This is a genomic window from Stappia sp. (genome assembly GCF_040110915.1).
Classification (GTDB): Bacteria; Pseudomonadota; Alphaproteobacteria; order Rhizobiales; family Stappiaceae; genus Stappia.
Genome location: NZ_CP157793.1, coordinates 53,085 through 77,922, shown reverse-complemented (window position 1 = coordinate 77,922; position 24,838 = coordinate 53,085). Strand labels below are relative to the sequence as shown.

25 protein-coding genes are annotated in these 24,838 nt (G+C 68.8%); 9 read left to right on the top strand and 16 right to left on the bottom strand.

Translation table 11 applies throughout. From position 1 onward, the window contains the following. Positions 1–377: 377 nt before the first annotated feature. Complete coding sequence (locus tag ABL312_RS00355; protein WP_349359387.1) at positions 378–1,283, bottom strand: DMT family transporter; 906 nt, start codon at positions 1,281–1,283, stop codon at positions 378–380. A gap of 234 nt (positions 1,284–1,517) precedes the next feature. On the opposite strand from ABL312_RS00355, the gene ABL312_RS00350 reads away from it, so the two are divergent. Next, positions 1,518–1,940: a hypothetical protein gene (locus ABL312_RS00350; RefSeq protein WP_349359386.1), complete on the top strand. Its 423-nt coding sequence runs from the start codon at positions 1,518–1,520 to the stop codon at positions 1,938–1,940. Between the two features lie 175 nt (positions 1,941–2,115). After that, positions 2,116–2,976: a 2,3,4,5-tetrahydropyridine-2,6-dicarboxylate N-succinyltransferase gene (gene dapD, locus ABL312_RS00345; RefSeq protein ID WP_349359385.1), complete on the top strand. Its 861-nt coding sequence runs from the start codon at positions 2,116–2,118 to the stop codon at positions 2,974–2,976. 67 nt (positions 2,977–3,043) lie between these two features. Here dapD and ABL312_RS00340 read toward each other — a convergent pair whose 3' ends face one another. Beyond that, the gene (locus tag ABL312_RS00340) at positions 3,044–3,742 is read right to left on the bottom strand and encodes a class I SAM-dependent methyltransferase (RefSeq protein WP_349359384.1); all 699 of its coding nucleotides are present in this window, start codon (positions 3,740–3,742) and stop codon (positions 3,044–3,046) included. Between the two features lie 223 nt (positions 3,743–3,965). Here ABL312_RS00340 and ABL312_RS00335 point away from each other — a divergent pair, with 223 nt between their 5' ends. The 4 genes from ABL312_RS00335 (at position 3,966) to ABL312_RS00320 (ending at position 7,211) form a co-directional block, all read left to right on the top strand. Next, entirely contained in the window at positions 3,966–4,409 is a 444-nt protein-coding gene (locus ABL312_RS00335; RefSeq protein WP_349359383.1) for a DUF805 domain-containing protein, read from the top strand. A 49-nt stretch (positions 4,410–4,458) separates the two neighbouring features. Next, a complete protein-coding gene (dapE, locus tag ABL312_RS00330) occupies positions 4,459–5,631 on the top strand; it encodes a succinyl-diaminopimelate desuccinylase (protein ID WP_349359382.1) in 1,173 nt (390 codons plus the stop codon). An 11-nt stretch (positions 5,632–5,642) separates the two neighbouring features. Next, positions 5,643–6,236: a hypothetical protein gene (locus ABL312_RS00325; protein WP_349359381.1), complete on the top strand. Its 594-nt coding sequence runs from the start codon at positions 5,643–5,645 to the stop codon at positions 6,234–6,236. Between the two features lie 105 nt (positions 6,237–6,341). Then, positions 6,342–7,211 carry a DUF2189 domain-containing protein gene (locus ABL312_RS00320; protein WP_349359380.1) on the top strand — a complete coding sequence of 290 codons (870 nt, stop codon included), beginning with the start codon at positions 6,342–6,344 and terminating at the stop codon, positions 7,209–7,211. Here the strand turns inward: ABL312_RS00320 and truA are convergent. The 4 genes from truA to def form a co-directional block, all read right to left on the bottom strand. Next, a complete protein-coding gene (gene truA, locus ABL312_RS00315; protein WP_349359379.1) occupies positions 7,178–8,002 on the bottom strand; it encodes a tRNA pseudouridine(38-40) synthase TruA in 825 nt (274 codons plus the stop codon). The two genes, ABL312_RS00320 and truA, sit on opposite strands and share 34 nt — an antisense overlap. Before the next feature lie 38 nt (positions 8,003–8,040). Beyond that, positions 8,041–8,568: an N-acetyltransferase gene (locus ABL312_RS00310; protein WP_349359378.1), complete on the bottom strand. Its 528-nt coding sequence runs from the start codon at positions 8,566–8,568 to the stop codon at positions 8,041–8,043. A 33-nt stretch (positions 8,569–8,601) separates the two neighbouring features. Beyond that, positions 8,602–9,552 (bottom strand): methionyl-tRNA formyltransferase, encoded by a 951-nt coding sequence (fmt, locus tag ABL312_RS00305; protein WP_349361485.1) that lies wholly within the window; start codon positions 9,550–9,552, stop codon positions 8,602–8,604. Positions 9,553–9,624: 72 nt separating this feature from the next. Then, positions 9,625–10,143 (bottom strand): peptide deformylase, encoded by a 519-nt coding sequence (def, locus tag ABL312_RS00300; RefSeq protein WP_349359377.1) that lies wholly within the window; start codon positions 10,141–10,143, stop codon positions 9,625–9,627. A 105-nt stretch (positions 10,144–10,248) separates the two neighbouring features. Between def and ABL312_RS00295 the strand changes: the two genes are divergently transcribed. Further along, positions 10,249–11,463: a DNA recombination protein RmuC gene (locus ABL312_RS00295; RefSeq protein ID WP_349359376.1), complete on the top strand. Its 1,215-nt coding sequence runs from the start codon at positions 10,249–10,251 to the stop codon at positions 11,461–11,463. Between the two features lie 127 nt (positions 11,464–11,590). Further along, entirely contained in the window at positions 11,591–12,535 is a 945-nt protein-coding gene (locus ABL312_RS00290) for a glyoxylate/hydroxypyruvate reductase A (protein ID WP_349359374.1), read from the top strand. A gap of 23 nt (positions 12,536–12,558) precedes the next feature. On the opposite strand, the gene ABL312_RS00285 is transcribed toward ABL312_RS00290, so the two are convergent. The 4 genes from ABL312_RS00285 to ABL312_RS00270 form a co-directional block, all read right to left on the bottom strand. Next, entirely contained in the window at positions 12,559–12,984 is a 426-nt protein-coding gene (locus ABL312_RS00285; protein ID WP_349359373.1) for a hypothetical protein, read from the bottom strand. 420 nt (positions 12,985–13,404) lie between these two features. Beyond that, on the bottom strand, positions 13,405–14,325 hold the full coding sequence (locus tag ABL312_RS00280; RefSeq protein ID WP_349359372.1) for an NlpC/P60 family protein: 921 nt from the start codon (positions 14,323–14,325) through the stop codon (positions 13,405–13,407). Positions 14,326–14,355: 30 nt separating this feature from the next. After that, positions 14,356–14,706: a MarR family transcriptional regulator gene (locus ABL312_RS00275; RefSeq protein WP_349359371.1), complete on the bottom strand. Its 351-nt coding sequence runs from the start codon at positions 14,704–14,706 to the stop codon at positions 14,356–14,358. 150 nt (positions 14,707–14,856) lie between these two features. After that, a complete protein-coding gene (locus ABL312_RS00270; RefSeq protein ID WP_349359370.1) occupies positions 14,857–16,248 on the bottom strand; it encodes a leucyl aminopeptidase family protein in 1,392 nt (463 codons plus the stop codon). A gap of 229 nt (positions 16,249–16,477) precedes the next feature. Between ABL312_RS00270 and ABL312_RS00265 the strand changes: the two genes are divergently transcribed. Continuing rightward, on the top strand, positions 16,478–17,296 hold the full coding sequence (locus ABL312_RS00265) for a tetratricopeptide repeat protein (RefSeq protein WP_349359369.1): 819 nt from the start codon (positions 16,478–16,480) through the stop codon (positions 17,294–17,296). Between the two features lie 282 nt (positions 17,297–17,578). Here ABL312_RS00265 and ABL312_RS00260 read toward each other — a convergent pair whose 3' ends face one another. The 6 genes from ABL312_RS00260 to ABL312_RS00235 all read right to left on the bottom strand — a co-directional run bounded on the left by ABL312_RS00260 (position 17,579) and on the right by ABL312_RS00235 (position 24,815). Continuing rightward, entirely contained in the window at positions 17,579–18,562 is a 984-nt protein-coding gene (locus ABL312_RS00260; protein WP_349359368.1) for a type II secretion system F family protein, read from the bottom strand. Between the two features lie 16 nt (positions 18,563–18,578). Further along, positions 18,579–19,598 (bottom strand): type II secretion system F family protein, encoded by a 1,020-nt coding sequence (locus tag ABL312_RS00255; RefSeq protein ID WP_349359367.1) that lies wholly within the window; start codon positions 19,596–19,598, stop codon positions 18,579–18,581. Further along, a complete protein-coding gene (locus tag ABL312_RS00250; protein WP_349359366.1) occupies positions 19,591–21,171 on the bottom strand; it encodes an ATPase, T2SS/T4P/T4SS family in 1,581 nt (526 codons plus the stop codon). Before ABL312_RS00250 ends, ABL312_RS00255 begins: the two co-directional genes overlap by 8 nt. 94 nt (positions 21,172–21,265) lie before the next feature. Further along, positions 21,266–22,579, bottom strand: a complete 1,314-nt coding sequence (locus ABL312_RS00245; protein ID WP_349359365.1) for an AAA family ATPase — start codon at positions 22,577–22,579, stop codon at positions 21,266–21,268. A 20-nt stretch (positions 22,580–22,599) separates the two neighbouring features. After that, positions 22,600–23,364, bottom strand: coding sequence for a CpaD family pilus assembly protein (locus ABL312_RS00240; protein WP_349359364.1), 765 nt, complete (start codon positions 23,362–23,364; stop codon positions 22,600–22,602). Between the two features lie 11 nt (positions 23,365–23,375). Further along, positions 23,376–24,815: a type II and III secretion system protein family protein gene (locus tag ABL312_RS00235; protein WP_349359363.1), complete on the bottom strand. Its 1,440-nt coding sequence runs from the start codon at positions 24,813–24,815 to the stop codon at positions 23,376–23,378. Between the last annotated feature and the right edge of the window lie 23 nt (positions 24,816–24,838).

The following is a 24,838-nucleotide window of genomic DNA, read 5'->3' as shown; positions in this document are numbered from 1 at the left end:
GCCCCGTGCTGCTTCTTGCCATCGCCAGCGGCGTCCTTGGCGGGATTGTCGGGCTTTGGTTTTCTTCGCCCTCACCTCAGGCCTGGCCCTCACGCGCCCTTGCCCTTTTGCCGGCGGACACGCCTTGCCCGACCGGATGGGTGCCGGTCGAGGCGGCGGCCGGGCGCATCTTCGTCGGGGCGGGCGTCGATACGAAAAGCACGGGAGAGCCGACCCTTGGACAGCGCATCGATCCCGCGACCGGCGCCCCGGGCGTGATCCCACCCGAAGCCGTCGATCCGTCTCTTTTTCCGAGATCTCGGGGATCGCCGGCCTATGCCCTGCGCCTTTGCGCAAGGCGGTCAGGTTGAGACCTCAGGCCGTTCGGCCCCTGGCGCTCACGTGCCCAGCAGCAACACCACGATGGCCGCGACGATCAGCGCCGCGCCCAGCGCCTCGCTCGGGTGGACCTTCTCCCGAAAGACGAGCCAGGAGGCGAGGAAGGTGAAGACCAGCTCGATCTGGCCGAGCGCGCGCACATAGGCGACCTGTTGCAGGGTCATCGCCGTGAACCAGCCGGCCGAGCCCGCCACGCCGGCAAGCCCCACCCAGATCCCGGCCCGCCAGTTCGCGACACTCGCCGCCAGTTGCTCCGGCTCGCGCCAGCGCATCCAGGCGGCCATCAGCACCGTTTGGAACACGGTCACATAGGCGAGCGTCGCGGCCGCCTGCATGACGAAATTCGGCCCCTCAAGCGACAGCGAGGCGGCGCGGTAACACACCGCCGACAGACCGAAGAGCGCGGCGGAGGCCAGCCCGATCAGCGCCGGCCGGCCGACGAGCGCGGTGGCGACCGACCGGAAGCGCAGGCTTTGCCCGGCGAGCGAGATCATCACCACCCCGACGACGCCGATGGCGATGGCAAGGCTCGCCAGCGGCGTCACCGCCTCGCCCAGAAACACCAGGGCGAAGAGCGCCGCCTGCACCGGCTCGGTCTTGGAGTAGGCCGTGCCGACCACGAAGTTCCGGTAGGCGAAGAGATGAACGAGCAGGAAGGTCGCGGCGATCTGCGCCACGCCGCCCAGTGCGCCGACCGCCCAGAACACCGCGCCCGGCTCGGGCAACGGATTGCCAAGCCCCCAATGCAGCGCCGCCAGATAGACAAGCGCGACAGGAAAGCCGTAGCCGAAGCGCACGAAGGTGGCGCCCGTCGTCCCGAGCCGTCCCTTCAGGTGCTTCTGAAGGGCGGAGCGGGCGTTCTGGCAAAAGGCCGCGAAGAGGGTGATGGGGATCCACAACTCCATCCCTCTCGCTTAGAACCGGAGCCGTCCGCTGTCCATCGCCCTTCTTGTCTTCCCCTTGGCCTGCGCTCATCTTCCGCAACGGAAACATCGCTTGGCGGGATCTCCCTCCGCATGCGATGCTCGATGCCGGCACGACGCGGACCGGCCACGGGATCGCCCCGGTTTCCGTCGCCCGACGGCACTCAGGGGGAGAGCGACCCGAACGGGCGCACCGACAGAAGGGGGAGCCGCAACATGGCGCATCTCGACATGACAGGCGGGCATCCGTCACCCGTGGTCGCGGCCGCCGCGCGCCGCACTGCGGTGGCGCTGGCGCTTTGCGGGGCGTTTCTGCTGCTTCCCGCGCTTCCGGCCCAGGCGGAAACGATGAGCTGGCTATTTCGCAGCAACCACCCCAACATCGTGGATGTCGAGCTCTATTCGCAGTCGCGCGACCACGTCTGGCCGGGCGGCGACAAGGTTTTCGTGCTCGACGACGGCCAGACCACCGAATTCGCGATCGACTGCAGCGCCGGCGAGGACATCTGCTACGGCGCCTGGGTACGCGGCGATGCGAACGCCTACTGGGGCGTCGGCCTTGACGACGAAGAGGCCTGCGAGAGCTGCTGCTACGTCTGCGAAGCCGGCGAGACCGAGGTGATCGTCCTCGATCCCTGATGCGCCGGTGCATACGCCCCGGCGGCACCCGGAGACGCGCGCGAGCCCGGCGGCCCGGGTGCGCGCCCGCGCCGCCGCGTGCGATCCCGCGCGGCCTTGACTTCCCCCGCCCTCCCGGCTTTTCTCCCGCGCGACAATCCCGCCGTTTTTCTCACGCCGACGGAGACGCCCGCGCATGAATCCCGCCCAGATCGACCAGACCAAGCTCGCCGCCACCATCGACGCGGCCTTCGAGGACCACGCCAACATCGACAGCCACACCACCGGCGACGTGCGCGACGCCGTCAATGCCGCCCTCGACCTGCTCGACCGCGGCCATGCCCGCGTCGCGGAAAAGGGCGCGGACGGCGACTGGACGGTCAATCAGTGGCTGAAGAAGGCGGTGCTGCTGTCCTTCCGGCTCAACCCGATGGAGATCATCAAGGGCGGCCCGGGCGATGCCACCTGGTGGGACAAGGTGCCGTCCAAGTTCGACGGCTGGCGCGGTCTCGACTTCGAGGAAGCCGGCTTTCGCGCCGTTCCGGGCGCGATCGTGCGCCGCTCCGCCTTCATCGGCAAGAGCGTGGTGCTGATGCCCTCCTTCGTCAATCTCGGCGCCTTCGTGGACGAGGGAACGATGGTCGACACCTGGGCGACCGTCGGCTCCTGCGCGCAGATCGGCAAGGGCGTGCATCTGTCGGGCGGCGTCGGCATCGGCGGCGTGCTGGAGCCGCTTCAGGCTGGCCCGGTCATCATCGAGGACAATTGCTTCATCGGCGCGCGCTCGGAAGTGGTCGAGGGCTGCATCGTGCGCGAGGGCTCGGTGCTCGGCATGGGCGTCTACATCGGCCAGTCGACGAAGATCGTCGATCGCACCACCGGCGAGGTCTTCTACGGCGAGGTGCCGCCCTACTCGGTCGTGGTCGCCGGCACCATGCCGGGCAAGCCGCTGCCCGACGGCGCGCCGGGGCCGAACCTCTACTGCGCGGTCATCGTCAAGCGTGTCGACGAGAAGACCCGTTCCAAGACCTCGGTGAACGAGCTGCTGCGCGACTGACGCCGCGCACGCGGGCCCGGCGACACGGATCGCCGGGCCGCGGGTTTTCCGAAACGCTCACTTTGCGTCAGGCGGCCTCGGCGATGCGGGCGCTTTCGGCCGGCTTGTGGCGGATCGCCATCAGCGATTTCGCCAGGCCGAAGAAACGCTCCGATTCCACCGTCGCGTCGGGGAAGAGATGGCGCATCTGCCGGCGGTCCAGCATGATCGCGTCCTCGGCTGCGAACATCGCGTCGTCGAGCGTCGCCGCCTTGGGGTAGAAGCCGGTGCGCATCAGCATGTGGATGCGATAGGCCATCGGGCGCGGCAGCCAGTGCAGCATGGGAAAGCGCGCGTGCGGCTCGATGGGAAAGCCGTAATTCGGCGTCTGGATGAAGTAGCTCGGCGCCAGACGGCGCGCCTCGCGGGCGAAGGCGACCTTGTTCGGCCACAGCCCGACGTGTTCGATCACCGAGTTGGAAAACACCAGATCGAAGGCATTGTCCGCATATTGGGGCAGGTCGCAGGCGCTGCCCTCGATCACCTCGATCGGCAGATCGACCTCGGCCGGCGGCTGCGCCGCCACATCGATGTTGACGCAGGTGATCGACACGGTGTCGAAGTCGATCATGTCGCGCCAGACCTCCCAGAAGCCGCGCGTGCCGCCAAGGTCGATGATCCGGCAATGACCGTGGCGCGCCACGTGATCCGCGATCATCTTGCAAACCCGTTCGATCCGCTTCTTGCGAAACGTATTGTCGGGCGAGACGGGCGATAAGCTGAACACGGTGCCTGGCTCCTGTCTGGGGTCTGATCCGCCGGCCGACCCGCCAGGCGGATCGACGCATGCCGGGCCGCCCTTCGCGCGTCCTCGGCACCTTCGGCATACCACCCTTCCCATAATCCTCCCTTAACGCGGGCAGTTGACCGGGCAGAAGGTGTGACGGCGGCTTGATTGTCGTCGCCAGTCCGCCTAAGTGCGGTGCAGTCGTTATCCGGACAGGATCTCCATGGCCTCGCCCGTTCCCCATCCCGGCCCGCTCGGACCGCTCTGGCTGTTCTTCAACCCGATCGGGCGCGTCTCGCGCGAGCCCTATTGGCTCGCCTTCGCGCTGGTCTGGGCGATCTTCGCGATCCTCATCACGGTGGGACTGCGCGACATGGACCTGTCCGGCGTGAATCTCGACGAACCGCAGTCGCTGGAGATGGCCGTCGCGGCCTTCGTGGAATCCAATCCGCTCGTTCCCTATGCGCTGATGCTGTTCCAATGGGTGGAACTCGCCCTCGTCATCAAGCGGCTGCAGGATCGCGGGCTCACCGGCTTCCTGGCCATCGCCGTGTTCATTCCCGGCATCAATATCGCCTTCATCGTCGGCCTCGGCCTGATACCCGGCACGCCGGGTCCGAACGCCTACGGCCCCGGGCCCAACAGCCGCTGGAAGCGCCCGACCTGACCGCCCGTTCTCACGTCGCCCCGTCTCCCGCGCGAACCGGAATTGTCCCATGACCGATGCCCTGTCCCCCGCCGTGGCCCTTGCGCGCGACCTTCTGCGCTGCCCGTCCGTCACGCCGGCCGAGGGCGGAGCGCTGGCGCTGCTGGAAGAACGCCTTTCGGCGGCGGGCTTCGCCGTCACCCGCATGACCTTCTCGCAGCCCGGCACGGCGGACGTGGAAAATCTCTTCGCCACCATCGGCTCGGGGCGGCCGCATGTCGTCTTCGCCGGCCACACCGACGTGGTGCCGCCCGGCGACGAGACCGCCTGGACCCACCCGCCGTTTCAGGGCGACATCGCCGACGGCGTGCTTTTCGGGCGCGGCGCGGTCGACATGAAGGGCGGGATCGCGGCCTTCGCGGCCGCCGCGCTCGATCTCGTCGGCGCAAGGGGCGGCGCGCTGTCCGGCACGCTGTCCTTCCTCATCACCGGCGACGAGGAGGGCCCGGCGGTCAACGGCACGGCGAAGCTGCTCGACTGGGCGAAGGCGCAGGGCCATGTCTTCGACGCCTGCATCCTGGGCGAGCCGACCAACCCGGCCGCCCTCGGCGACGCGATCAAGGTCGGACGGCGCGGCTCGGTGTCGGGCACGCTGACGGTCACCGGCGTGCAGGGCCACGTCGCCTATCCGCATCTGGCAAAGAACCCGGTGCCGGATCTGCTGGCGCTGGTCGGCGCCTTGACCGGGCTGACGCTCGATGCCGGCAACGACCGCTTCCAGCCGTCCAATCTGGAAATCACCTCGCTCGATGTCGGCAATCCGGCCTTCAACGTGATCCCGCGCCAGGCGCGCGCGCGCTTCAACGTGCGCTTCAACGACACATGGTCGGTGGAGAGCCTGCGCGCCCACCTCAGGGCCACGCTCGAGGCGGTCGGCCCGCTGACCTGCGACTGGGATCTCGCCTTCACCGAGGACGCCTCCGACAGCTTTCTCACCCATGACGAGACCCTGATCGCCGCGCTTGCCGACGCCATCGAGGCGGAGACGGGCAAACGCCCGGAGCTGTCGACGGGCGGCGGCACCTCGGACGCGCGCTTCATCAAGAACCACTGCCCCGTGGTCGAGTTCGGCCTCGTCGGCCAGACCATGCACCAGGTCGACGAGCGCGTCGCCACCGCCGACCTCGACCGGCTGGCGGCGATCTACCGCCGGTTCCTCGACGCCTATTTCCCGGCACACTGAAAGCCCGCGCCATGCCGAGCCTTGCGGAGATCCAGCGCTCCACCGCCGCCGCCTGGAACCTGCTGCTGAACCGGCCCGGCGCGCTGGCCGGCTTCGACACGAGTTTTGCCGGCTTCTGGCGCTCCTTCTCGGTGATCCTTCTGCTGCTGCCGCTCGTTGCGCTGGCCTCGCTCTCCGAAGCACGCGTGCTCGTGAGCGGCGAGGCCGCCGACGTCGCGCCCCTGTCGCTGGAGCTCTTCCTGACCGCGCGGGCCGTGGCGCTCGGCCTCGACTGGGTGTTCGTGCCGCTGGTGCTCGCGCTGATCGCCGGCCCGCTCGGCGTCGGCGCGGGCTATGTCGCCTATGTGGTGGTGCGCAACTGGTCGGCGCTCGTCATGGCGCTGGTGACCGCGCCCCTGTTCGCGCTGCACCTCATCGGGTTCCTGCCCGGCGGGCTGCTGATGCTGTTCCTGCTGGTCGCGACACTGGTCTTCGTGCGCTACCGCTACATCGCGACGCGGGTGACGCTCGGCTGCCCGCCCGTCGTCGCCGGCGGGGTGGTGGTGCTTGAGTATCTCTCCGGCATCGTCCTGAGCGAGGCGACGGCCCGGCTTTTCGGTCTATAGGGGTCCGCCCAACGTCGCATGGCGGGCACGCGCGGTTCGGCTTTGCGACACGGCGTCGCAGTGGCATTCTGTCTCCAAACGACAATCCATCCGGAGGAGACAAGAATGACATCCAGCGACACGACCACCGCGCCCGTGCACGCTCCCGCCCGCCCGGACCCGACCCGGGTCAACGCGATCACCTTTCAGACGATCGTCGACGCGCTCGGCGCCGGCATGCGGGATTTTCGCACAGCTCCGGTCTTCGGGCTGTTCTTCGGCGGGGTCTACGCCATCGGCGGCATCGTCGTGCTGATGACCGCGTCCGCGCTCGGCATGCCCTATCTCAGCTATCCGCTGGCCGTCGCCTTCGGTCTCGTCGGCCCGTTCATCGCGGTCGGACTGTATGAGGTCAGCCGGCGACTGGAGAGCGGACAGCCGCTGACCTGGGGCGGCGTGCTCGGCGTGATCTGGGCACAGCGCCGCCGGGAACTCGCCTGGATGGCCTTCGTCGTGCTCTTCGTCCAGGTCATGTGGATGTATCAGGTGCGCCTGCTGCTGGCGCTGTTCCTCGGTTTCCAGTCCTTCGCCAGCTTCGCCGAATTCGTCGACGTGGTGGTGACCACGCCCGAAGGCCTGATGTTCCTGCTGATCGGCAATCTGGTCGGCGCCGCCCTGTCGATCATCCTGTTCTCGCTGACGGTGGTGTCCTTCCCGATGCTGCTCGACCGGGACGTCGACTTCATCACAGCGATGATCACCAGCGTGCGCTCGGTGGTCACCAGCCCCGTCCCGATGATCGGCTGGGCGATCATCGTCACGGTCACGCTGCTGGTGTCGATGCTGCCGATCTTCATCGGCCTGCTGGTCAGCCTGCCGATCCTCGGTCACACCACCTGGCACCTCTACCGGCGTCTGGTTCCCCCGGCCCCGGCCGAGGGGAGCGACGGGACGACGGCCGCTCAGCCCTCCGAGGCCGCGTCCGGCCCGGCCTGAGCGCCCTCACCGGCCAGCCAGGCGGCGCGGGCCTCGCGGTCCGCGTCCGCACCGCGATAATCGACGCGTGTCAGATAGAGCCCGTCCGGCGGGGCGACGGGCCCGCAGGCCTCGCGGTCGCGCGCGGCAAGCGCGGCGGCGACCTCCGCCGGACCCCAGCGCCCCTCGCCCACCAGCCGCAGCGTGCCCACCATGGAGCGCACCTGATTGTGCAGGAAGGAGCGCGAGCTGCACTCCGCGATCACGGCGTCACCCTCGCGCCATACGCGGAAGGCTTCCAGCGTCTTCCAGGGGCTCTTCGCCTGACAGCGCGAGTGACGGAAGGTCGTGAAATCGTGATGGCCGACGAAGACCTGCGCGGCATCGTTCATCGCATCGGCGTCGAGCGGCTTCTTCACGTGCCAGGCAAGCCCCCGGTCATGGGTCAGCGGCGGCAACCGGTTGGCGATGCGGTAGCGATAGTGCCGGCGGATCGCGGAAAAGCGGGCGTCGAAGCCCTCATGCATCGCCTCGACCGCGAGGATCGCCACCGGGTCGGGCTGACAATGGAAGTTGAGCGCGCCGAAGACCGTGCCCGTCGGCCAGTCCTTGTCCAGATCCACATGCACCACCTGCCCGAGCGCATGCACGCCGGCATCCGTGCGCCCGGCCGCGCCGATGGTGACCGTCTGCCCGCAAAAGGCGGCGATGGCGCGCTCGATCACGGCCTGCACGGAGGGGCCGTTGGCCTGACGCTGCCAGCCGACGAAGGGCCGGCCGTCGTATTCGACGGTGAGCTTGTAGCGGGGCATGTGCGGGGTGCCTGACGGACGGGAGTGCGGAACGGCGTCTAGTCGAACGCCTGGAAGGGCGTTGCGAAACTGACCTCGATGGGCAGCGCGGCGCGCGCCGCGTCGGTCAAGGCCAGCGCCTGAAAGAAGGCGCCCGCGTAAGGCGCGCGCACCTTCTTCGCCAGTTCCGCGTCGAAGCCGAAGCGCGGGAAGAAGGCCGGCGGGCCGAGCACCAGCACGAGATCCTCATCCCGGTCGGCAAGCTCGCGCAGGCTCGCCTCCAGAAGCATCGTCGCGATGCCCGTGCGCTGACGGTCGGGGCGCACGGCGACCGGCGCGAGGCAGGAGATCGCCAGCCGATGCGCGGGACCGGCGCCGGTGACCCGCGAGAAGGCGACATAGCCGTCGATCGTTCCGTCGGGATCGACCGCCACCCGCTCCATCACCAGCGCGCCGCAGCCGCGCAGCTCCGCGACGAGGCGCGCCTCCGTGTCCTGGCCGAAAGCGGCGGCGAGCAGCAGCGCGATCGCGCCCGCGTCGCCCTCGGCGACGGGACGGATGACGGGTTCGGGCAAGGGATGGGTCATGAGGTGCATCCGCGGTGATGGGTGGGCCACATCTTACGCAATCGTCGCGCCGACGCGAAGCTGCGCGCCGCGCTGAAACTCGTCGACGCCCATCGGCTTGCGCCCGGCGCGCTGAACCTGCACGAGCCGCACCGCGCCCGCGCCACAGGCAATGCGCAGCCCGCCCTCGCCCCCAGGCGACAGAACGGTTCCCGGCGCGGCGGCGTCTTGCTCCGTTTCCGTCTCCAGCGCGCTGCGCAGGATCTTCACCCGTTCGCGCTTGCCGCCGATCTCCATCTCGCACCAGGCGCCGGGGAACGGCGACAGGCCGCGAATGTGATCGTGCACCGCGCGCGCGGGCCGGGTCCAGTCGATGCGGGTCTCGGCCTTGTCGATCTTCTTTGCGTAGGTCACGCCGTCCTCGGCCTGCGGCGTCGCGCTCAGCCCGCCGCGCGGCAGCGCCGCCAGCGCGCGCACCATCAGATCGCCGCCGAGCGCCGCGAGCCGGTCGTGCAGATCGCCGGCGGTCATCGTCTCGTCGATGCGCACCCGCTCGGCCATGTAGACGGGGCCGGTGTCGAGGCCGGCCTCCATCTTCATCACCTCGACGCCGGTTTCGGCGTCGCCCGCCATGATGGCGCGGTTGATCGGCGCCGCGCCGCGCCAGCGCGGCAGCAGCGAGGCATGCAGGTTCAGACAGCCGTGCACGGGCGCGTCGAGGATCGGCTGCGGCAGCAGCAGCCCGTAGGCGACCACCACGGCGACGTCAGGGGCAAGGTCGGCAAAGCGCGCCTGTTCGTCCGCGTCCTTGAGCGAAAGCGGCGTGCGCACCTCGATGCCGAGCGTTTCGGCGGCCCGGTGCACGGCCGACTTGCGCTCCTCCATGCCCCGGCCCGCCTTGCGCGGCGGCTGGGTGTAGCAGGCGACGACATCATGCCCCTGCCCGACGATCTCCATCAGGGTCGGCACGGCGAAATCGGGCGTGCCCATGAAGACGATGCGCAAGGTCATGCGGGAGCCCTTGTCCTGTCGGGTGTGTCCTGTCGGATGTGTCGAGGCGGCGTGACGCGGGCCGGCTCAGGCCTTTTGCGTGAGCCGCGCCTGTTTCTGGAACTTCTTGACCACCCGGTCGCGCTTCAGCTTCGACAGGTGATCGATGAACAGCACGCCGTTGAGATGGTCGATCTCGTGCTGCAGGCAGGTGGCGAGCAGGCCGTCGGCCTCGATCTCGCGCGCCGCGCCCTCGCGGTCGAGGAACTTCACCCCGATCCGGGCCGGGCGTTCGACATCCTCGTAGTACTCCGGGATCGACAGGCAACCCTCCTGATAGGTGGAGCGCTCCGGCGATTCCCACACGACCTGCGGGTTGATCACCACCATCGGATCGGGCTCCTCGCCCTCGCGCGCCACGTCGAGAACCAGCATGCGGGTCGGCACGCCGATCTGGATCGCGGCGAGCCCGATGCCGGGCGCGTCGTACATGGTCTCCAGCATGTCGTCGGCGAGCTGGCGCACGCCGTCGTCGACCGTTGCCACGGGCTCGCTGACCAGACGCAGCTTAGAGTCCGGAATGATGAGGATGTCGCGTTTCGTCATGGCGGTGAAATATGCAATCCGGCGGGCAAGGTCAACGCGTGCGAACCACGGGAGCCGCCATGAGCGGCGTTTCCGGCGGGGGCACGATGTTCTATATTTGTTTCCATGGATGCGATTCTCTTCTCCATCGCCGGGCGCCCGGTCGCGCTCGGCGAGGCCCTGCTGGCCGGCGGCGCGACGCTGGGCGCGGCCCTGATCCTCTGCCTGGGGTTGCTCGTGCGCCTGTCGCGGGGGCGCCGGCGGGCCGAGCGGATCGCCCGCGCCCAGGCGCAGGCGCTGGAGGCCCGGATCGCCGATCTGCTGAAGCTGCAATCGGAAATGACCGGCCGCATGCAGACCATGGCCGAGGTTTTCGGCAGCCGTCAGGGCGATCTGGTGCGCGCGGTGAACGAGCGGCTCGACGGCATGAGCCACAAGCTCGGCCAGTCGATGGCGGAGAGCACGCGGCGCACCCACGACGGATTGCGCCACCTGCACGAACGCCTCGCCGTGATCGACCGGGCGCAGACGACGATCCGCGACCTGACGGGGCAGGTCGGCGACCTGCGCGCCGTGCTCGCCGACAAGCAGACGCGCGGCGCCTTCGGTCAGGGGCGGATGGAGGCGCTCATTCGCGATGCGCTTCCCGCCGACGGCTACACCTTCCAGGCCACGCTTTCGAGCGGCGTGCGGCCGGACTGCCTGATCCATCTTCCGAACGACGCACCGCCGCTCGTCATCGACGCCAAGTTTCCGCTGGAGGCGCACACGCAGTTGCGCGCGGCGCGCGAGCCCCAGGCGCTGAAGGCCGCGCGCGCCCGTTTCCGGCGCGACATCGGCAAGCATCTCGCCGACATTCACGCGCGCTATCTCATCCCCGGCGAGACGCAGGACACCGCCTTCCTCTTCGTGCCGTCGGAAAGCGTCTTCGCCGAAATCCACGAGCAGTTCGACGATCTAGTCCAGCGCGCCCATCGGCTGCGGATCGTCATCGTCTCGCCGACGCTGCTGCTGCTGTCGATCCAGGTGGTGCAGTCGGTGCTGAAGGACGCGCGCATGCGCGAGGAGGCGCATCTGATCCAGGCGGAGGTCGCGCATCTGGTGGAGGACGTCGACCGGCTCGACCAGCGCGTGCGCAAGCTGCAGAGCCATTTCGGGCAGGCCGGGCGCGACATCGACCAGATCCTGATCTCCACCGACAAGATCTCCCGGCGCGGGCGCGGCATCGGCGCGCTGGATCTCGACCCGCCCGAGGACGCGGAGGACGCGCCGGCCGCCGGCGACCACGACGAAGCGACATCTGCCGCACCGGGCCCGCGTCTCGCCCAAGCCGGGGATTGAGGGCCGGCGATTGGGGTCCGAGCCCGAAAAAACAAGGACTTCGCCCTTCCCTGCCCCCGTCCCGGCGCGCTATCAGCACATGACGACGACACACAATGACGACACATGGCGCGGGAGGACACGACGCATGGCGATCCTGATTGCAGTCACGGGATGGGACGCGGGCCCCTGGGCGGAGCGGCTGCGGGCGCGTCTTCCGGATCGCGACATCCGAATCTGGCCGGACGCCATGGGCGATCCCGCCGACATCCGCTATGCCCTTACCTGGAAGGCACCGGCGTCGGCGCTCACCGCCTGCCCGAACCTTCAGGCCGTCTTTTCGCTCGGCGCGGGCGTCGACCATCTGCTCGGCCAGCAGGGCCTTCCGGACGTGCCGATCGTACGCGTGGTCGATCCGGATCTCACCGGACGCATGAGCGAATGGATCACCCTTCAGGTGCTGCTGCACCATCGCCAGCATCTGCGCTATGCCGCCCAGCAGCGCCGGCACGAGTGGACGCCGCATGCGCAGGCAGCCGCACGCGACGTGCGGGTCGGCATCCTCGGTCTCGGGGTGCTCGGGGCGGATGCGGCCGAGGTTCTCGTGCGTCTCGGCTACCGGGTCGCAGGTTGGGCGCGCACGCCGAAGGATCTCGCCGGCGTGGAATGCTTTGCCGGCGAAGAGGCCTTCGACGCCTTTCTGGCGCGCACCGACATTCTGGTGAACCTGCTGCCGCTCACCCCGCAGACGCATGGCCTGATCGACCGCGGCGTGCTGGACAAGCTGCCGCGCGACGGCGCGCTCGGCGGTCCGGTCTTCATCAATGCCGGGCGCGGCGGCAGCCACGTCGAGGCCGACATCGCGCAAGCCCTGCGCGACGGGACGCTGATCGCGGCGAGCCTCGACGTCTTCGAGACCGAACCGCTGCCGGCGGACAGTCCGCTGTGGGATCTGGAAACCGCCGTCGTCACGCCGCATATCGCGGCCGACAGCGACCCGGATGCGATCATCGACTATGTCGCCGCGCAGATCCGCGCCTTCGAGGCGGGCGCGGACCTGGAAAACCGCGTCGACCCGGCGCGCGGCTACTGAGGATCGGCTTGAGCCCGGGCGCGTCAGCAGTGGAAGCGGCGCGCCTGGGAAAACCACAGGTCGACGATGGCATGGGCGACGGGTTCCATCGCCCGCACGCTCGCGGCCTTCTGATACACCGCGTCGAAGGGCGTTTCGGCGGCGGCCGGAACGTCATGCGTGACCGCCACCAGCGGCAGGGTGGCGGCGTCGTAGCGCTGGCGCAGCGCGCGCGCCAGATCCTGACCGCTGCGCCCGGGCAGGCGCAGGCGCGACACCACGCAGTCGAAGGGAGGGCCGGCATCGCCCGGCCGCGGCACCGGCATCAAGCCGAGCGCCGTCTCCGCCGAACTCACCCGGCGAATGCGGATGTTCGCGGTCACCCGCGCCAGCGCATCGCGGAAGAGGCGCGCTTCGTCGGGGTTGTCCTCCACATGGAGGAAAACCGCATGGGGTATCACGTGCAACATGGTCGTCGGTCTGGTCCGTCCGGGCGCACGCCAGCCGCCGTCAGGGCCTGACGGCGCGCGCTCCTCATCACTCTCTTGCAAGATTCACGCGCAAGATCCTTGCGCGAACGACCGGGCCCCCGCCGCCGTGCCGCGAACGCATCATCGTCCCGGCGCATCGTCCTGTCCCGATCCCGCCTTGCCGCTGCCCTCCCCCGGCGCGCAAGGCGTCACAGCCCTATTGCTTTTCGTCCGACTCTGCAAATGCTTTCCGCACCAAACGATCACCTGTTCAAAAGAAATACAATCATGAAATAATTAGAAAAATTCTTGGAACGGAATTGCCCGAACGGCGTCACTTCCGGAAGTTTCTTCTCCATCCGTGGACCCGCCCCATCGGCGGTCTTGCAGCCACCTGGTCAGATCGGGCCGCGCGCGGCGTCAGGACCGGATCGTCAGGCGGCGCAGCGCGGTCACCGCGCCCCATTCGCTGGCCGCGATGCGCGCCACGGCGACATCGAGGGATTCGCTCGCCACGGTCATCGTGAAGCCGTTGGCGTGCAGCAGGGTGCGCGCGTCCTGCAACACGCCGACGTGCCCTTTCCAGAACACCAGATCGCCACGCCGCGCGCCCTCGAAGCCGGCTGCCAGGTCGAGCGGCGTTCCGGCCGCGCGCTCCTGCATGTCGGTGTCGCGCGGGATCGCGATGCCGGCCTCGGCCGCTGCAAGCTGGATCAGCGCCGAGCAGTCGAGCCCGAGCGAGGTCCGCCCGCCCCACAGATAGGGCGTGCCGAGAAACGCCTCGGCCACCGCCACCCAGTCGGACACCGTGCGATCCAGCGGCACGAGATGGCGGGCGACCATCGCCGAGCCGTCGTCGAGAAGCGCATAGTCGAGCCCGCGCGTCGTGGTCCGGTCGACCACCCGCACCCGCGCGCCGAGCGAGATGCAGCCAAGCGGGGGAAATTTCAGATCCGCCCGCGGATAGCGGAAGCTGCGCAGCGCCGCGACCCGATGCGTCGGCGGCGGACCGGCGGGCACGAGTGCTGCCTGCGGCAGGTAGCCGACATAGCCGTCGGTCGAAAGCTGACCCCAGGCCCAGCCGTCCTCGCGGGTCTCCAAGACGGTGACGGTCTCGCCGTGCAGCGCCTCGGTGTCGATGGAACGCGCGGCATCGGGAGCGGGACGCAGGGCGACGCTGTCGGCGGCAACCTGCATCGCCGTGCCCTCGACGAAACGGGCCGACGTCGCGCGCCCGCGATAGGCGGCGGCCGCGAGATCGCTCCGCACCGGATGCAGCCGCCGGTCGAAGTCGGCCGGGTCGAAATCATCGAGATCGAAGGCGTCGAGATCGCGGGTCATGCGCGCCCTCCCTGTGGTGTCATGCAAGCCTCACCGACGAATTTCCGCCGCCTTGGCGACGATCGTGTCGGCGATTTCCTCCAGATAGAGCGCCCCGGCCACCGTCCGCGTGACGACCACGTTGCGCCGGTCCGCCTCGTCGCGCCGGCGCGACAGCAGGCGCATGTTGCCCAGCGTGTCGAGCGCGCGCGTGATCACCGGCTTGGTGACATTGAGGCGTGCCGCCAGCCCGCGCACCGTATGCGGCGGCGGTTCCAGATACACGGTCAGGAGGATCGCCATCTGGCGCGCCGTCAGATCCTTGTCGCCATCGGTCACGAGCGCCATGGTGACGTCGTGCCACAGGCGCAAGGCCTGACCGGGCCGCATTTCGACACCCATCTGCACCCTTTCGCGTTCCCACCGCGGTTCCCCGCGTCCCAACGGCCGGCCCCGGGCGCCTGCGCCCGGCACCGTCCGGATTGGCGGCAGTGTCGCGCAAAACCGTTTCGGCTCCGTTATACGAAGGCCGGGCGCGCGGCGAAACCGGGGTCAGGCCTCGCCGTAGCGGTCGCGCAGCAACGCGAAGAGGGCACGGATCGCCTGCGCCTCGCCGCCGGTCGGGTGGCCGGGGCGGTCCGAAGGCGTCCAGCCGTAGATGTCGAGATGGGCCCAGGTGCCGGCGTTTTCCACGAAACGGGCGAGAAACAGCGCGGCGGTGATCGACCCGGCAAAGCCCGCGCCGCTGGTGTTGATGTGGTTGATGTCGGCGACCCGGCTTTCGAGATAGCGCTCGTAGGGACGCCACAGCGGCAGCCGCCACACGGGATCGTCCACCGTCTCGGCGCAGGAGGCGAGATGGGCGGCAAAGGTCTCGTCGTCGGTGAAGAGGGGCGGCAGCTCGGGGCCGAGCGCGACGCGCGCCGCGCCGGTCAGCGTCGCCATGTCGATGAGCAATTCGGGGCTTTCCGCGTCGGCCAGCGCCAGCGCGTCGGCGAGCACGAGTCGGCCTTCCGCGTCGGTGTTGCCGATTTCCACGCTGAGCCCCTTGCGGCTCGGCAGCACGTCGCCGGGGCGGAAGGCTGCGCCGGAAATCGCGTTTTCCACCGCCGGAACGATCACCCGCAGGCGCACAGGCAGATGCGCCGCCATGATCATCGCGGCGAGACCCAGCACATTGGCCGCCCCGCCCATGTCCTTCTTCATGAGGGTCATGGCGCTGGCCGGCTTGATGTCGAGGCCGCCGGTGTCGAAGACGACGCCCTTGCCGACCAGCGTCACCTTGGGGTGCTCCTCGTCGCCCCATTGCGCATCGACGAGACGCGGCGCGCGGTCGCTCGCACGCCCGACCGCATGCACCATGGGAAAGCCCTCGGCGAGCAGGGCCTCGCCCTCGATCACCCGGGTGGTCCCGCCGTGCAGCGCGAAGAGATCGCGCGCCGTCTCGGCAAGCTCGGCCGGGCCGAGATCGTTGGCGGGCGTGTTGATGAGGTCGCGCGCCAGCCCCACCCCGTCGAGCACGATGCCGAGCGCGTCGAGGTCGACGCCGGCGTCGACCATCAGCCTCGGGCCGGGCCGCTCGTCGTCCCGCAGATAGCGGGTGAAGCGGTAGCTGCCGAGCGCGAAGGCAAGCGCGGCGTCGGTCTGCGCCGTCTCTTCCAGTTCGAAGCGGTAGATCCCGGCCGGCAGCTTGCGGGCGAGCTCGCCGGCGGCGAACCCCGGACGGGCCGGCTCCCGGACCCCGAAGAGCACGGCGCGCGCGGTCAGCCCCTCGCCGGGCACGATCAGCAGGCGTCCGGCCGCGCCGTCGAAGCCGTTGGCGGCGGCCCAGGCCTCAGCCTCGGCACCGAGGTCAGCAAGCCGGGCGGACGTGCTGGCCGTATCGACGAAATGAACGGGTATCGCGGTCTGGTCGGGAGCGGGGGCAAGCAGAGCGGAACGCACCGGCGGGTCACCTTGTGTCTGAAAAACGGGAGAACTCGGACCGTTAAAGCACGAAGCCGGCGGGGCGGCAATCGCGGGGCCGGCGGCACTGTCGCGCGGGACGGGGCACGACACGGGGCACGGCAGCAGGTGCCGAACCGCACGCCCGCTTAACGAAGCATTAGGGTTAACGGCCTATTGATGGGGCAGGCAATTTGCAATCCTTTCGCCGCGTCGAGGAGCCCGGCCCATGCCATCCAAGCGCACCCATCCGGGACGCTCCGTCCCCTTTCGCCTGACCGTCGCCGTGTCGCTCGCCGCGGCGCTCGCCCTGACCGGCTGCGCGTCCAACAAACGCGCGGTCGGCACCCATGCGGGCGCGCAGAGCTACGCCGCCCCGGGGTCCGGCCCCGCGCGCCAGGCGGTCGACTACTGGGGCCGCGCCTACGAACGCGCGCCCACCGACCGGGAAAACATCCTGAACTATGCCGCGGCGCTGCGCCGCAACGGCCAGATCCCGCAGGCCGAAGCGGTGCTGCGCAAGGCCGTCATCGGCAACCAGAGCGACCGCGATATCGCCGCCGCCTATGGCAAGGTGCTGGCAATGGGCGGCAAGCTCCAGGAAGCCCTGCGCGTCATCAAGGGCGCGCAGACGCCGACCCGGCCCGACTGGCGTCTGCTCTCGGCCGAAGCGGCCATCGAGGATCAGCTGGGCAACACCAACAAGGCCCGCTCGCTCTACGGGCAGGCGCTGAAGATCGCGCCGGACGAGCCGAGCCTGCTCAACAATCTCGCCATGTCGCATCTTCTGTCCGGCGAGGTGGAGGAAGCGGAACGAATCCTGCGCCGGGCCGCGGCAAGTCCCAAGGCCGACAGCCGCATCCGCCAGAACCTCGCGCTCGCCATCGGCCTGCAGGGCCGCTTCGAGGAAGCCGAGCAGGTCGCCCGCTCCGAACTCGATCCGCGCCAGGCGAACCAGAACATCGCCTATCTGAAATCGATGCTGGCCCAGCGCAATTCCTGGGCGGAGATCTCCGAGTCCGACAAGCGCAAACGGCGCGGCGGCTGAGCCGCGCAAACCGCCCGCCTGCCGTGCCGATCCGGCCCGCGCCGCCGCGCGTGGCGCGCGGGCGCCGGCCCCCGTCGCCCCCTCGCCGCAGCTTCCGTCCGTCGCCCGACCGCGAGACAGCACCTTCCCGCACGTCCTCCTTGCCAGCGAACGGGCCAGACCGGCCCCGGCGGGGGATTTGCCTGCGTGCGCGGCGCCCCGGCGCGCAAGCCGGAGATCCGGGCGCGGCGGGCGGGTATGTGTTCGGGAAGGGTGCCGCGCGGAATGACCCGGCTGTACGCTTCAGAAGGTCTTCATGGCCTGGATGACGACCGGGCCGATGATCACCGCCAGCAGCACCGGCAGAAAGAAGACGATCATCGGCACCGTCAGCTTGGGCGGCAGGGCCGCCGCCTTCTTCTCGGCCATCTGCATGCGTTGCGAGCGGTTTTCGTCCGCCATCACCCGCAAGGCCTGCGAGATCGGCGTGCCGTAGCGCTCCGCCTGGACCAGCGCCAGAGAGACGTTCTTCACGCCTTCCAGCCCCGTGCGCTTGGCGAGATTCTCATAGGCGACCTTGCGGTCGCCCAGATAGGAGAGTTCCGCGTTACTCAGCGTGAGTTCCTCGGCGAGCGGGATCGACTGCACGCCGATTTCCTCGGACACCTTGCGAAAGGCGACCTCGATCGACATGCCCGATTCCACGCAGATCAGCATCAGGTCGAGGGCGTCCGGCCAGGCCCGGTTGATCGAGGTCTGGCGGTTCTGGATCTTGTTCTTGAGAAAGAGATCCGGCGCATAGTAACCGATGAAGGCAATCAAGGCGGCGATGAACACATTGACCATCGGCGGCACGTCCATCTGCACCAGCACGAACAGATAGAACAGCGCGACGAGAAACAGCAGCACCGGCATGACCAGACGCGCGAACAGATAGGTGTACAGCGGCTTGGTGCCCCGAAATCCCGCCTGCACGAGCCGCATCCGCGTTGTCTCGTCCGACATCAGCGCCTTGAGGTTGAGCCGGTCGACCAGACGCTGCATGTGCTGCTTGGGCTGGTTGCGCAGCGCGGCACGCGGCGCCTTCTTCTCCTCCGCGAGCCGGGCGCGCTCGCGCGCGCGCATCTGGTCGCGCTCCAGGGCGACGGACTTCATCCGGCCCTTGAGCCTGTCGCCCTCCAGCAACGGCATGACCAGCGAAAACACCGTGCCCGCCACCGCGACGGTGGTCAGCAGCGCGATCAGGGTTTGCTGACTGGCGAGGTCGGCGAAAGAGAGCCCGAACATGGCGGTGGCCTTCCCCTCAGAAGTCGAAGTTGATCATTTTCTTCATGATGAAGATACCGGTGAGCATCCAGCCGCCGCTCACGACGAGGATGATCTGGCCGGCGGGATCGGTGAACAGCACCTCGATGAAGGACGGGCTGATCAGCGACAGGACCCCGACCAGCAGAAAGGGAAGCGAGCCGATGATCGCCGCGGAGGACTTGGCCTCCTGGCTCATCGCCCTGATCTTGCCCTTCATCGACTTGCGCTCGCGCAAAACCTTGGAGAGATTGCCCAGCGCCTCCGACAGGGAGCCGCCGGCCTGCGACTGGATCGCCACGACGATCGCCAGGAAGTTGGCTTCCGCGACCGGCATGCGCTGCGGCAGTTTCGCGATGGCCTCCGACAGCGTCACGCCCATCTGCTGCGTTTCGATGATGCGCCGGAATTCGGTCTTGATCGGATCGCGGGCCTCCGCGGCCACGATCTGCATGCACTCGGCGAGCGGCAGGCCGGCCTTGGTGCCGCGCACGATCACGTCGACCGCGTTGGGCAACTCATTCAGGAAGGCCTCGATCCGCTTCTTGCGCCGGCGCGCCAGATAGAAGCGCGGCACGCCGAAGAAGCCGACGAAGGCGAGCCCGACGTTCAGGATCAGCGACGACGTGACGGTGAAGCCGAGGATCAGGAAGGTGAACCCGCTCGCGAGGGAAAACAGGTAGAAGGTGCGCTTGCTCCAGTTCAGGCCCGCCTGATCGAAGCGCTCCTCGAGACTGAGCTTTGCGGCGTCCTTGTGCTTGCGCTTCTCGCGCTCCTCGAACTCGCGGAGCTGGTCGTGCATCGACTTGCGCCGGCGCTCGTTGTCGCGGGTGCGGCGGACCGCGTCGATGGTGTTCGCCCGGCTGGCGACCGACTTGAGCCGCTTCTCGCGTTCCTTCTCGCCCGACAGGCGCGGCTGCAACAGCGCGTAGAGAATGCCGCCGATGGAAAAGGTCGCAAGCAGCGCCATGGCGAGCCAGGTCAGTTCCGGCGTGAGCACGGCGCGCAGCTCAGACATGTTCGCCCTCGCGCATTTCGGAGGCGTCGAGGGCGGCGGCCAGGCGCTGTTCCTCGCCGAAGTAGCGGGCCTTGTCCCAGAACTTCGGACGGCCGATGCCGGTGGAGCGGTGACGGCCCATCAGACGGCCGTTCGCGTCCTCGCCGAGGATGTCGTAGAGGAACACGTCCTGGGTGATGATCACGTCGCCTTCCATGCCCATCACCTCCGACACATGGGTGATGCGGCGCGAGCCGTCGCGCAGACGCTGCGCCTGCACGATGACGTCGATGGAGGAGACGATCATCTCCCGCAGCGTCTTGGAGGGCAGCGAGAAGCCGCCCATGGTGATCATCGATTCCAGACGCGACAGGGCCTCGCGCGGCGAGTTGGCGTGCAGCGTGCCCATCGAGCCGTCGTGGCCGGTGTTCATCGCCTGCAGAAGGTCGAAGGCCTCGGGTCCGCGCACCTCGCCGACGATGATCCGCTCGGGCCGCATGCGCAGGCAGTTCTTCACCAGATCGCGCATGGTCACCTCGCCCTCGCCTTCCAGGTTGGGCGGGCGGGTCTCGAGACGCACCACATGCGGCTGCTGGAGCTGCAGTTCGGCGGCGTCCTCGCAGGTGATGATGCGTTCGGTGGAATCGATATAGGCGGTCAGGCAGTTCAGCAGTGTCGTCTTGCCCGAGCCCGTGCCGCCCGAGATCAGCACGTTACAGCGGCTGCGGCCGATGATCTCGAGCACCGTCGCCCCTTCCGGCGAGATCGAGCCGAACTGGACGAGCTGCTTGAGCGTCAGCTTGTCCTTCTTGAACTTTCGGATGGTGAGCGTCGGCCCGTCGATCGCCAGCGGCGGCGCGATCACGTTGACGCGCGAGCCGTCGATCAGGCGGGCGTCGCAGATCGGGCTGGATTCATCGACCCGGCGGCCGACCTGGCTCACGATCCGCTGGCAGATGTTCATCAGCTGCTTGTTGTCGCGGAAGCGGATGCCGGTCTGCTCCATCCGCCCCTGCGTCTCGATGTAGACCGTGTCCGCGCCGTTCACCATGATGTCGGCGATGTCGTCGCGCGCCAGAAGCGGCTCGAGCGGTCCGAAGCCGAGCACGTCGTTGCAGATGTCCTCCAGCAGGTCTTCCTGCTCGGAAATCGACATCACGACATTCTTCAGCGCGATGATGTCGTTGACGACGTCGCGGATTTCCTCGCGCGCGTCCTCCGGGCTCAGCCTTGTGAGCATCGACAGGTCGATGGCTTCCACCAGCGCGTTGAAGATCGATGCCTTGGTCTCGTAGTAATCGTCGGAGCGCCGGGGCTTGCGCGGTTCGCCCGCCGAGGCGGCGGCCGGCGCGCTCGGCTTGGACTCAGAGGCGGAAACGGTCGCCGGCTCGGGACGCGCGGCCGCCGGCTCGCCCGCATCCTGCGAGGCCGGGGCGGGGGACACCGCGCCGGGGGACACCGCACCCTGAGAGGCCGGCGCCTGCGGAGCGGGCTCCTGCGGACGCGGGGCCGGCTCGAACTCCGTCGCGGGAGCCACGGGCGCCTTCGGGCGGGAAACCGGCGTTGCTGGGCTTGCGCCACGTCGACCGAACATTGTCACCTACACTCAGTTGCCTTGTGCGTCTTGCGCCGTTGCCGTGTTCGTCCTGCACCGGTTTGCGCGGCCCGCCGGGCCGCGCCGGGCCGCGTCAGCCTTTCTTCAGGAGCCGCGACATCAAGCCTGCGAGATCCAGGCCCTTCGGTTTCTGGATCTCGGCGCGGCCGGTCACCACCTGCGACAGCTGCTCGAACAGCGCGGCGCTGGGATGGCGCTCGTCCTGCTCGCCGATCATCTGCCCGTTGTTGGCCGCCGTGCCGAAGACCAGCGGATCGAAGGGGATCACCGCGACCGCGTCGAGACCGAGCGCGTCGGTGAACTCGCCGGCCTTGATCTCCGGCCGCTTGGGCACGCCGACCCGGTTGAGCACCAGACGCGGCGCCACGTCGTTGGGCCGCAGCTGCTTCAGCGTGTCGACCATGTTCTTGGCGTTGCGCAGGTTGGCGAGATCCGGCTCCGCCGTGATCACCACCTCGTCGGCGGACGCCAGAAGGCGCCGGTGCCAGGACGACCAGCCGTGCGGAATGTCGAGGATGACCGCCGGCGCGCCCTGGCGCATCAGCTCCACCAGCGAATCGAAGGTGCTCTCCGAATGGTCGTAGGGGCGCTCCAGCGAGGCCGGCGCGGCCAGCAGACTGAGCTGCTCGGCGCATTTCGACAGCAGGCGGTCGAGCATCACCTCGTCGAGGCGTTCGGGCGAGGAAATCGCCTCATAGACGCCCTGCAGCGGGTCCTGGTTGAAGTCGAGCCCCGCCGTGCCAAAGGCCAGGTCGAGATCGGCGAGCACCACGTCGCTCTCGTAGGTGCGCGCAATCGACCAGGCGACATTATGCGCCACGGTCGAGGCGCCCACCCCGCCCTTGGCACCGACGAAGGCGATGGTGCGCCCCAGCGGATCGGCGTCGGGGTTCACGTAGAGCGAGCCGATCGCGCCGATCAGCTGAAACAGATCGATGGGGGCGACCAGATAGTCGCTGACCCCGCGCTGGATCAGATCGCGATAGAGCGACACGTCGTTGACATGACCGATCACGATCACCTTGGTGCCCGCGTCGCAGACTTCGGCGAGCCGTTCCAGGCCCTCCAGAAGCCCGCCCGGATCGGACAGGCTCTCGATCACGATGAGATTGGGCGTCGGCGCCGAGCCGTAGAAATCGATCGCCGCCGCCACGCCGCCCTTGTGCACCTTCACATGAGCCTTGGCCATGCGCCGGTCGCGCGCGGCCGTCTCGACCGTGTCCGCGACCCCGTCGCTTTCGCAAAAGGCCTGGATCGCGATGCGCGGCACCGGCTTGAGATCGACCGCGTCGGCCGGCACCGCCGGCGACAGCTCCTCGAAGCGGTCCGCCTCGTCCACCGCGCGCCGGGTCTCCTCGGCCATGTCCTCGAATGCGAGACTGTTCATGCCACCTGCTCCCTCAGGCCTCAGCTTCCGGCCGCGTCGGACACCTGCGCGCCGTCGCCTTCCTTGTATTCCCCGGCGGTCTGCTCGCCGGCGCGATACTTCTCGAAGACGGTTGCGCGCCGGTTCCGGTCGCCGGAGGCGGCGGCGCGCGGCGTCAGCAGGTCGGTCGGATTGTCGACCATCGCGGCGAGGTTGGACTGCGTGGAGCAGCCGAACTCGTGATACTGCGAATTGTTGAGCTCGGGATCGTGCCGGGTTCCGGACGCGGTGAAATTGATCCCGTCCGGCCAGCGACCGCAGGGGCCCGCCTTGGCCTGAATACCGGTGTAGGCAAGGCGGATCGGCGCCGCCACCGTGGCATCGTTCACCCGGTAGCTGCGGGTCACGATCCGCCCGGACGCCACACCGCCCCGGGTCACCGCCTGGCGGATTTCGGGCAGCACCGCATGCACGGCCGCTTCGTTGCGCGAGCCCGACGGGGCGACGATCTCCACCGCGCCGCCGCCGCGCGCCCTGGCGTCCTGCGCGAAGCCGGTGATCACCGCCGACAGCTGCGGCGACAGCTTGCGCGTGCCGCTGCCGATCGGCAGATCCAGCGTCTTGGTGCCTTCGCCGACGATGATCGGATGGCGCAGGCGGTGATCGTTGGCCGCGATGGTCGCCGTGCTCGACGTCGGCGACTGGCAGCCGGCGAGCAGCAGCGCCGTCAGGACCACGAGGCCGGGCACGACGCCCCGCCCGGTGCGGACGACGGACGCGCGGCGTTGTGCGGTGCGTGCGGGCATGACAGCGGTCCTCATTCGTAGATGTATCCGACCTGGCCGTGGAAGGTGCCCGCGGCGCCGCCGCCCGACACGTTGTAGACCCGGTTCAGACGGTTCAGGAAAATCGTGTCGCCGTCGCTGGCCGGCGCCAGGTTCTTCGTCGGCGCGACCAGTTCGCTGCGCGCCACGGGGCGCACGGTATAGGGCGTGACGAAGACCACGAGTTCGGTCTCCTGGCGCAGGAAGTCGCGGCTCTTGAACAGCGCGCCGAGGATCGGCACCTGCATCAGGCCGGGCACGCCGTTGAGATCCTGCTTGTAGGATTCCTTCAGGAGGCCGGCCATCACCAGCGTTCCGCCCGAGGGCAGTTCGACGGTCGATTCGGCGCGGCGCACCTTGAGCGCCGGGATCGTCAGCGCGCCGAGCGACACCGCGCCCTCCTGGGTGATCTCGCTGACCTCGGTCTTGACGCGCAGCGAGATGTTGTTGCCGCTCATCACCACCGGCGTGAAGTCGAGGCCGACACCGAACTTCTTGAACTCGACGGTGACCTTGTTGTCGTCCTGGGCGATGGGGATCGGAAACTCGCCGCCGGCGAGGAAGCTCGCGTTCTCGCCCGAGATCGCGGTCAGCGTCGGCTCGGCGAGCGTGCGGATCACGCCGTCGCGCTGCAGCGCCTCGATGTTCGCCTTGAGCTGCGTGCCGCCGGCCACGAAGCCCGAGGTGGTGTTCGGGCTGGTCGGATCGAAGAACCCCGCGGCCGAGCGGCCGACCACGTTGGAGTTCACCGTGTAGGACGGCTGATTGTTGAAGCCGATGTTGTAATTGCCGAGGCCGACGTTGCCGGCGAGATTGACGCCGAGCTGCTTGATGATCGAGCGCTCGACCTCCGCGACCGTGACCTTCAGATGCACCTGGTCCTTGCCGGTCACCGAGATCATGTTGAGCACCGGCAGGGCATCGCCCTCCTTGCGCGAGAAGCGCTCGGCGAGATCGGCGGCGCGCTGCGCGTCGCCGGCGCTCGAGGCCGTGCCGCTCAGGACCATGTTTCCGTTGACGGATTCGGCGCGGATGCTGGCACCGGGAATGGCGCGGGCGATCATCGCGTTCAGGTCGGTGGTGTCGGTTTCGACCGCCAGATCGAAGCTCGCGATCTGCTGCCCGCCGCGCCCGAACAGGAACAGGCTCGCCTGCCCCGCCTTGTTGCCGAACACGAAGACCCGCCGAGAACTGCGCACCACCGCATCGGCGATCTCCGGGTTGGAGACGATGATGTCGCTGACCTCCTCGCCGAGGTTGATCACGACCGACCGGCCCATGCCCACCTTGAGCACGCGTCCCGACACGCGTTCGCCCGCCTGAATGGTCACGGACTTCGGATAGCTGTCCGCGCTCGCCGCCTGCGGCAGGGCGAGGGCGCCAATCGCCAGCGCGACCGCAAGGCCGATGCCGAGGAAACGTTGTCCCGCCATTCCAGTTCTCCTTGACGCCATGA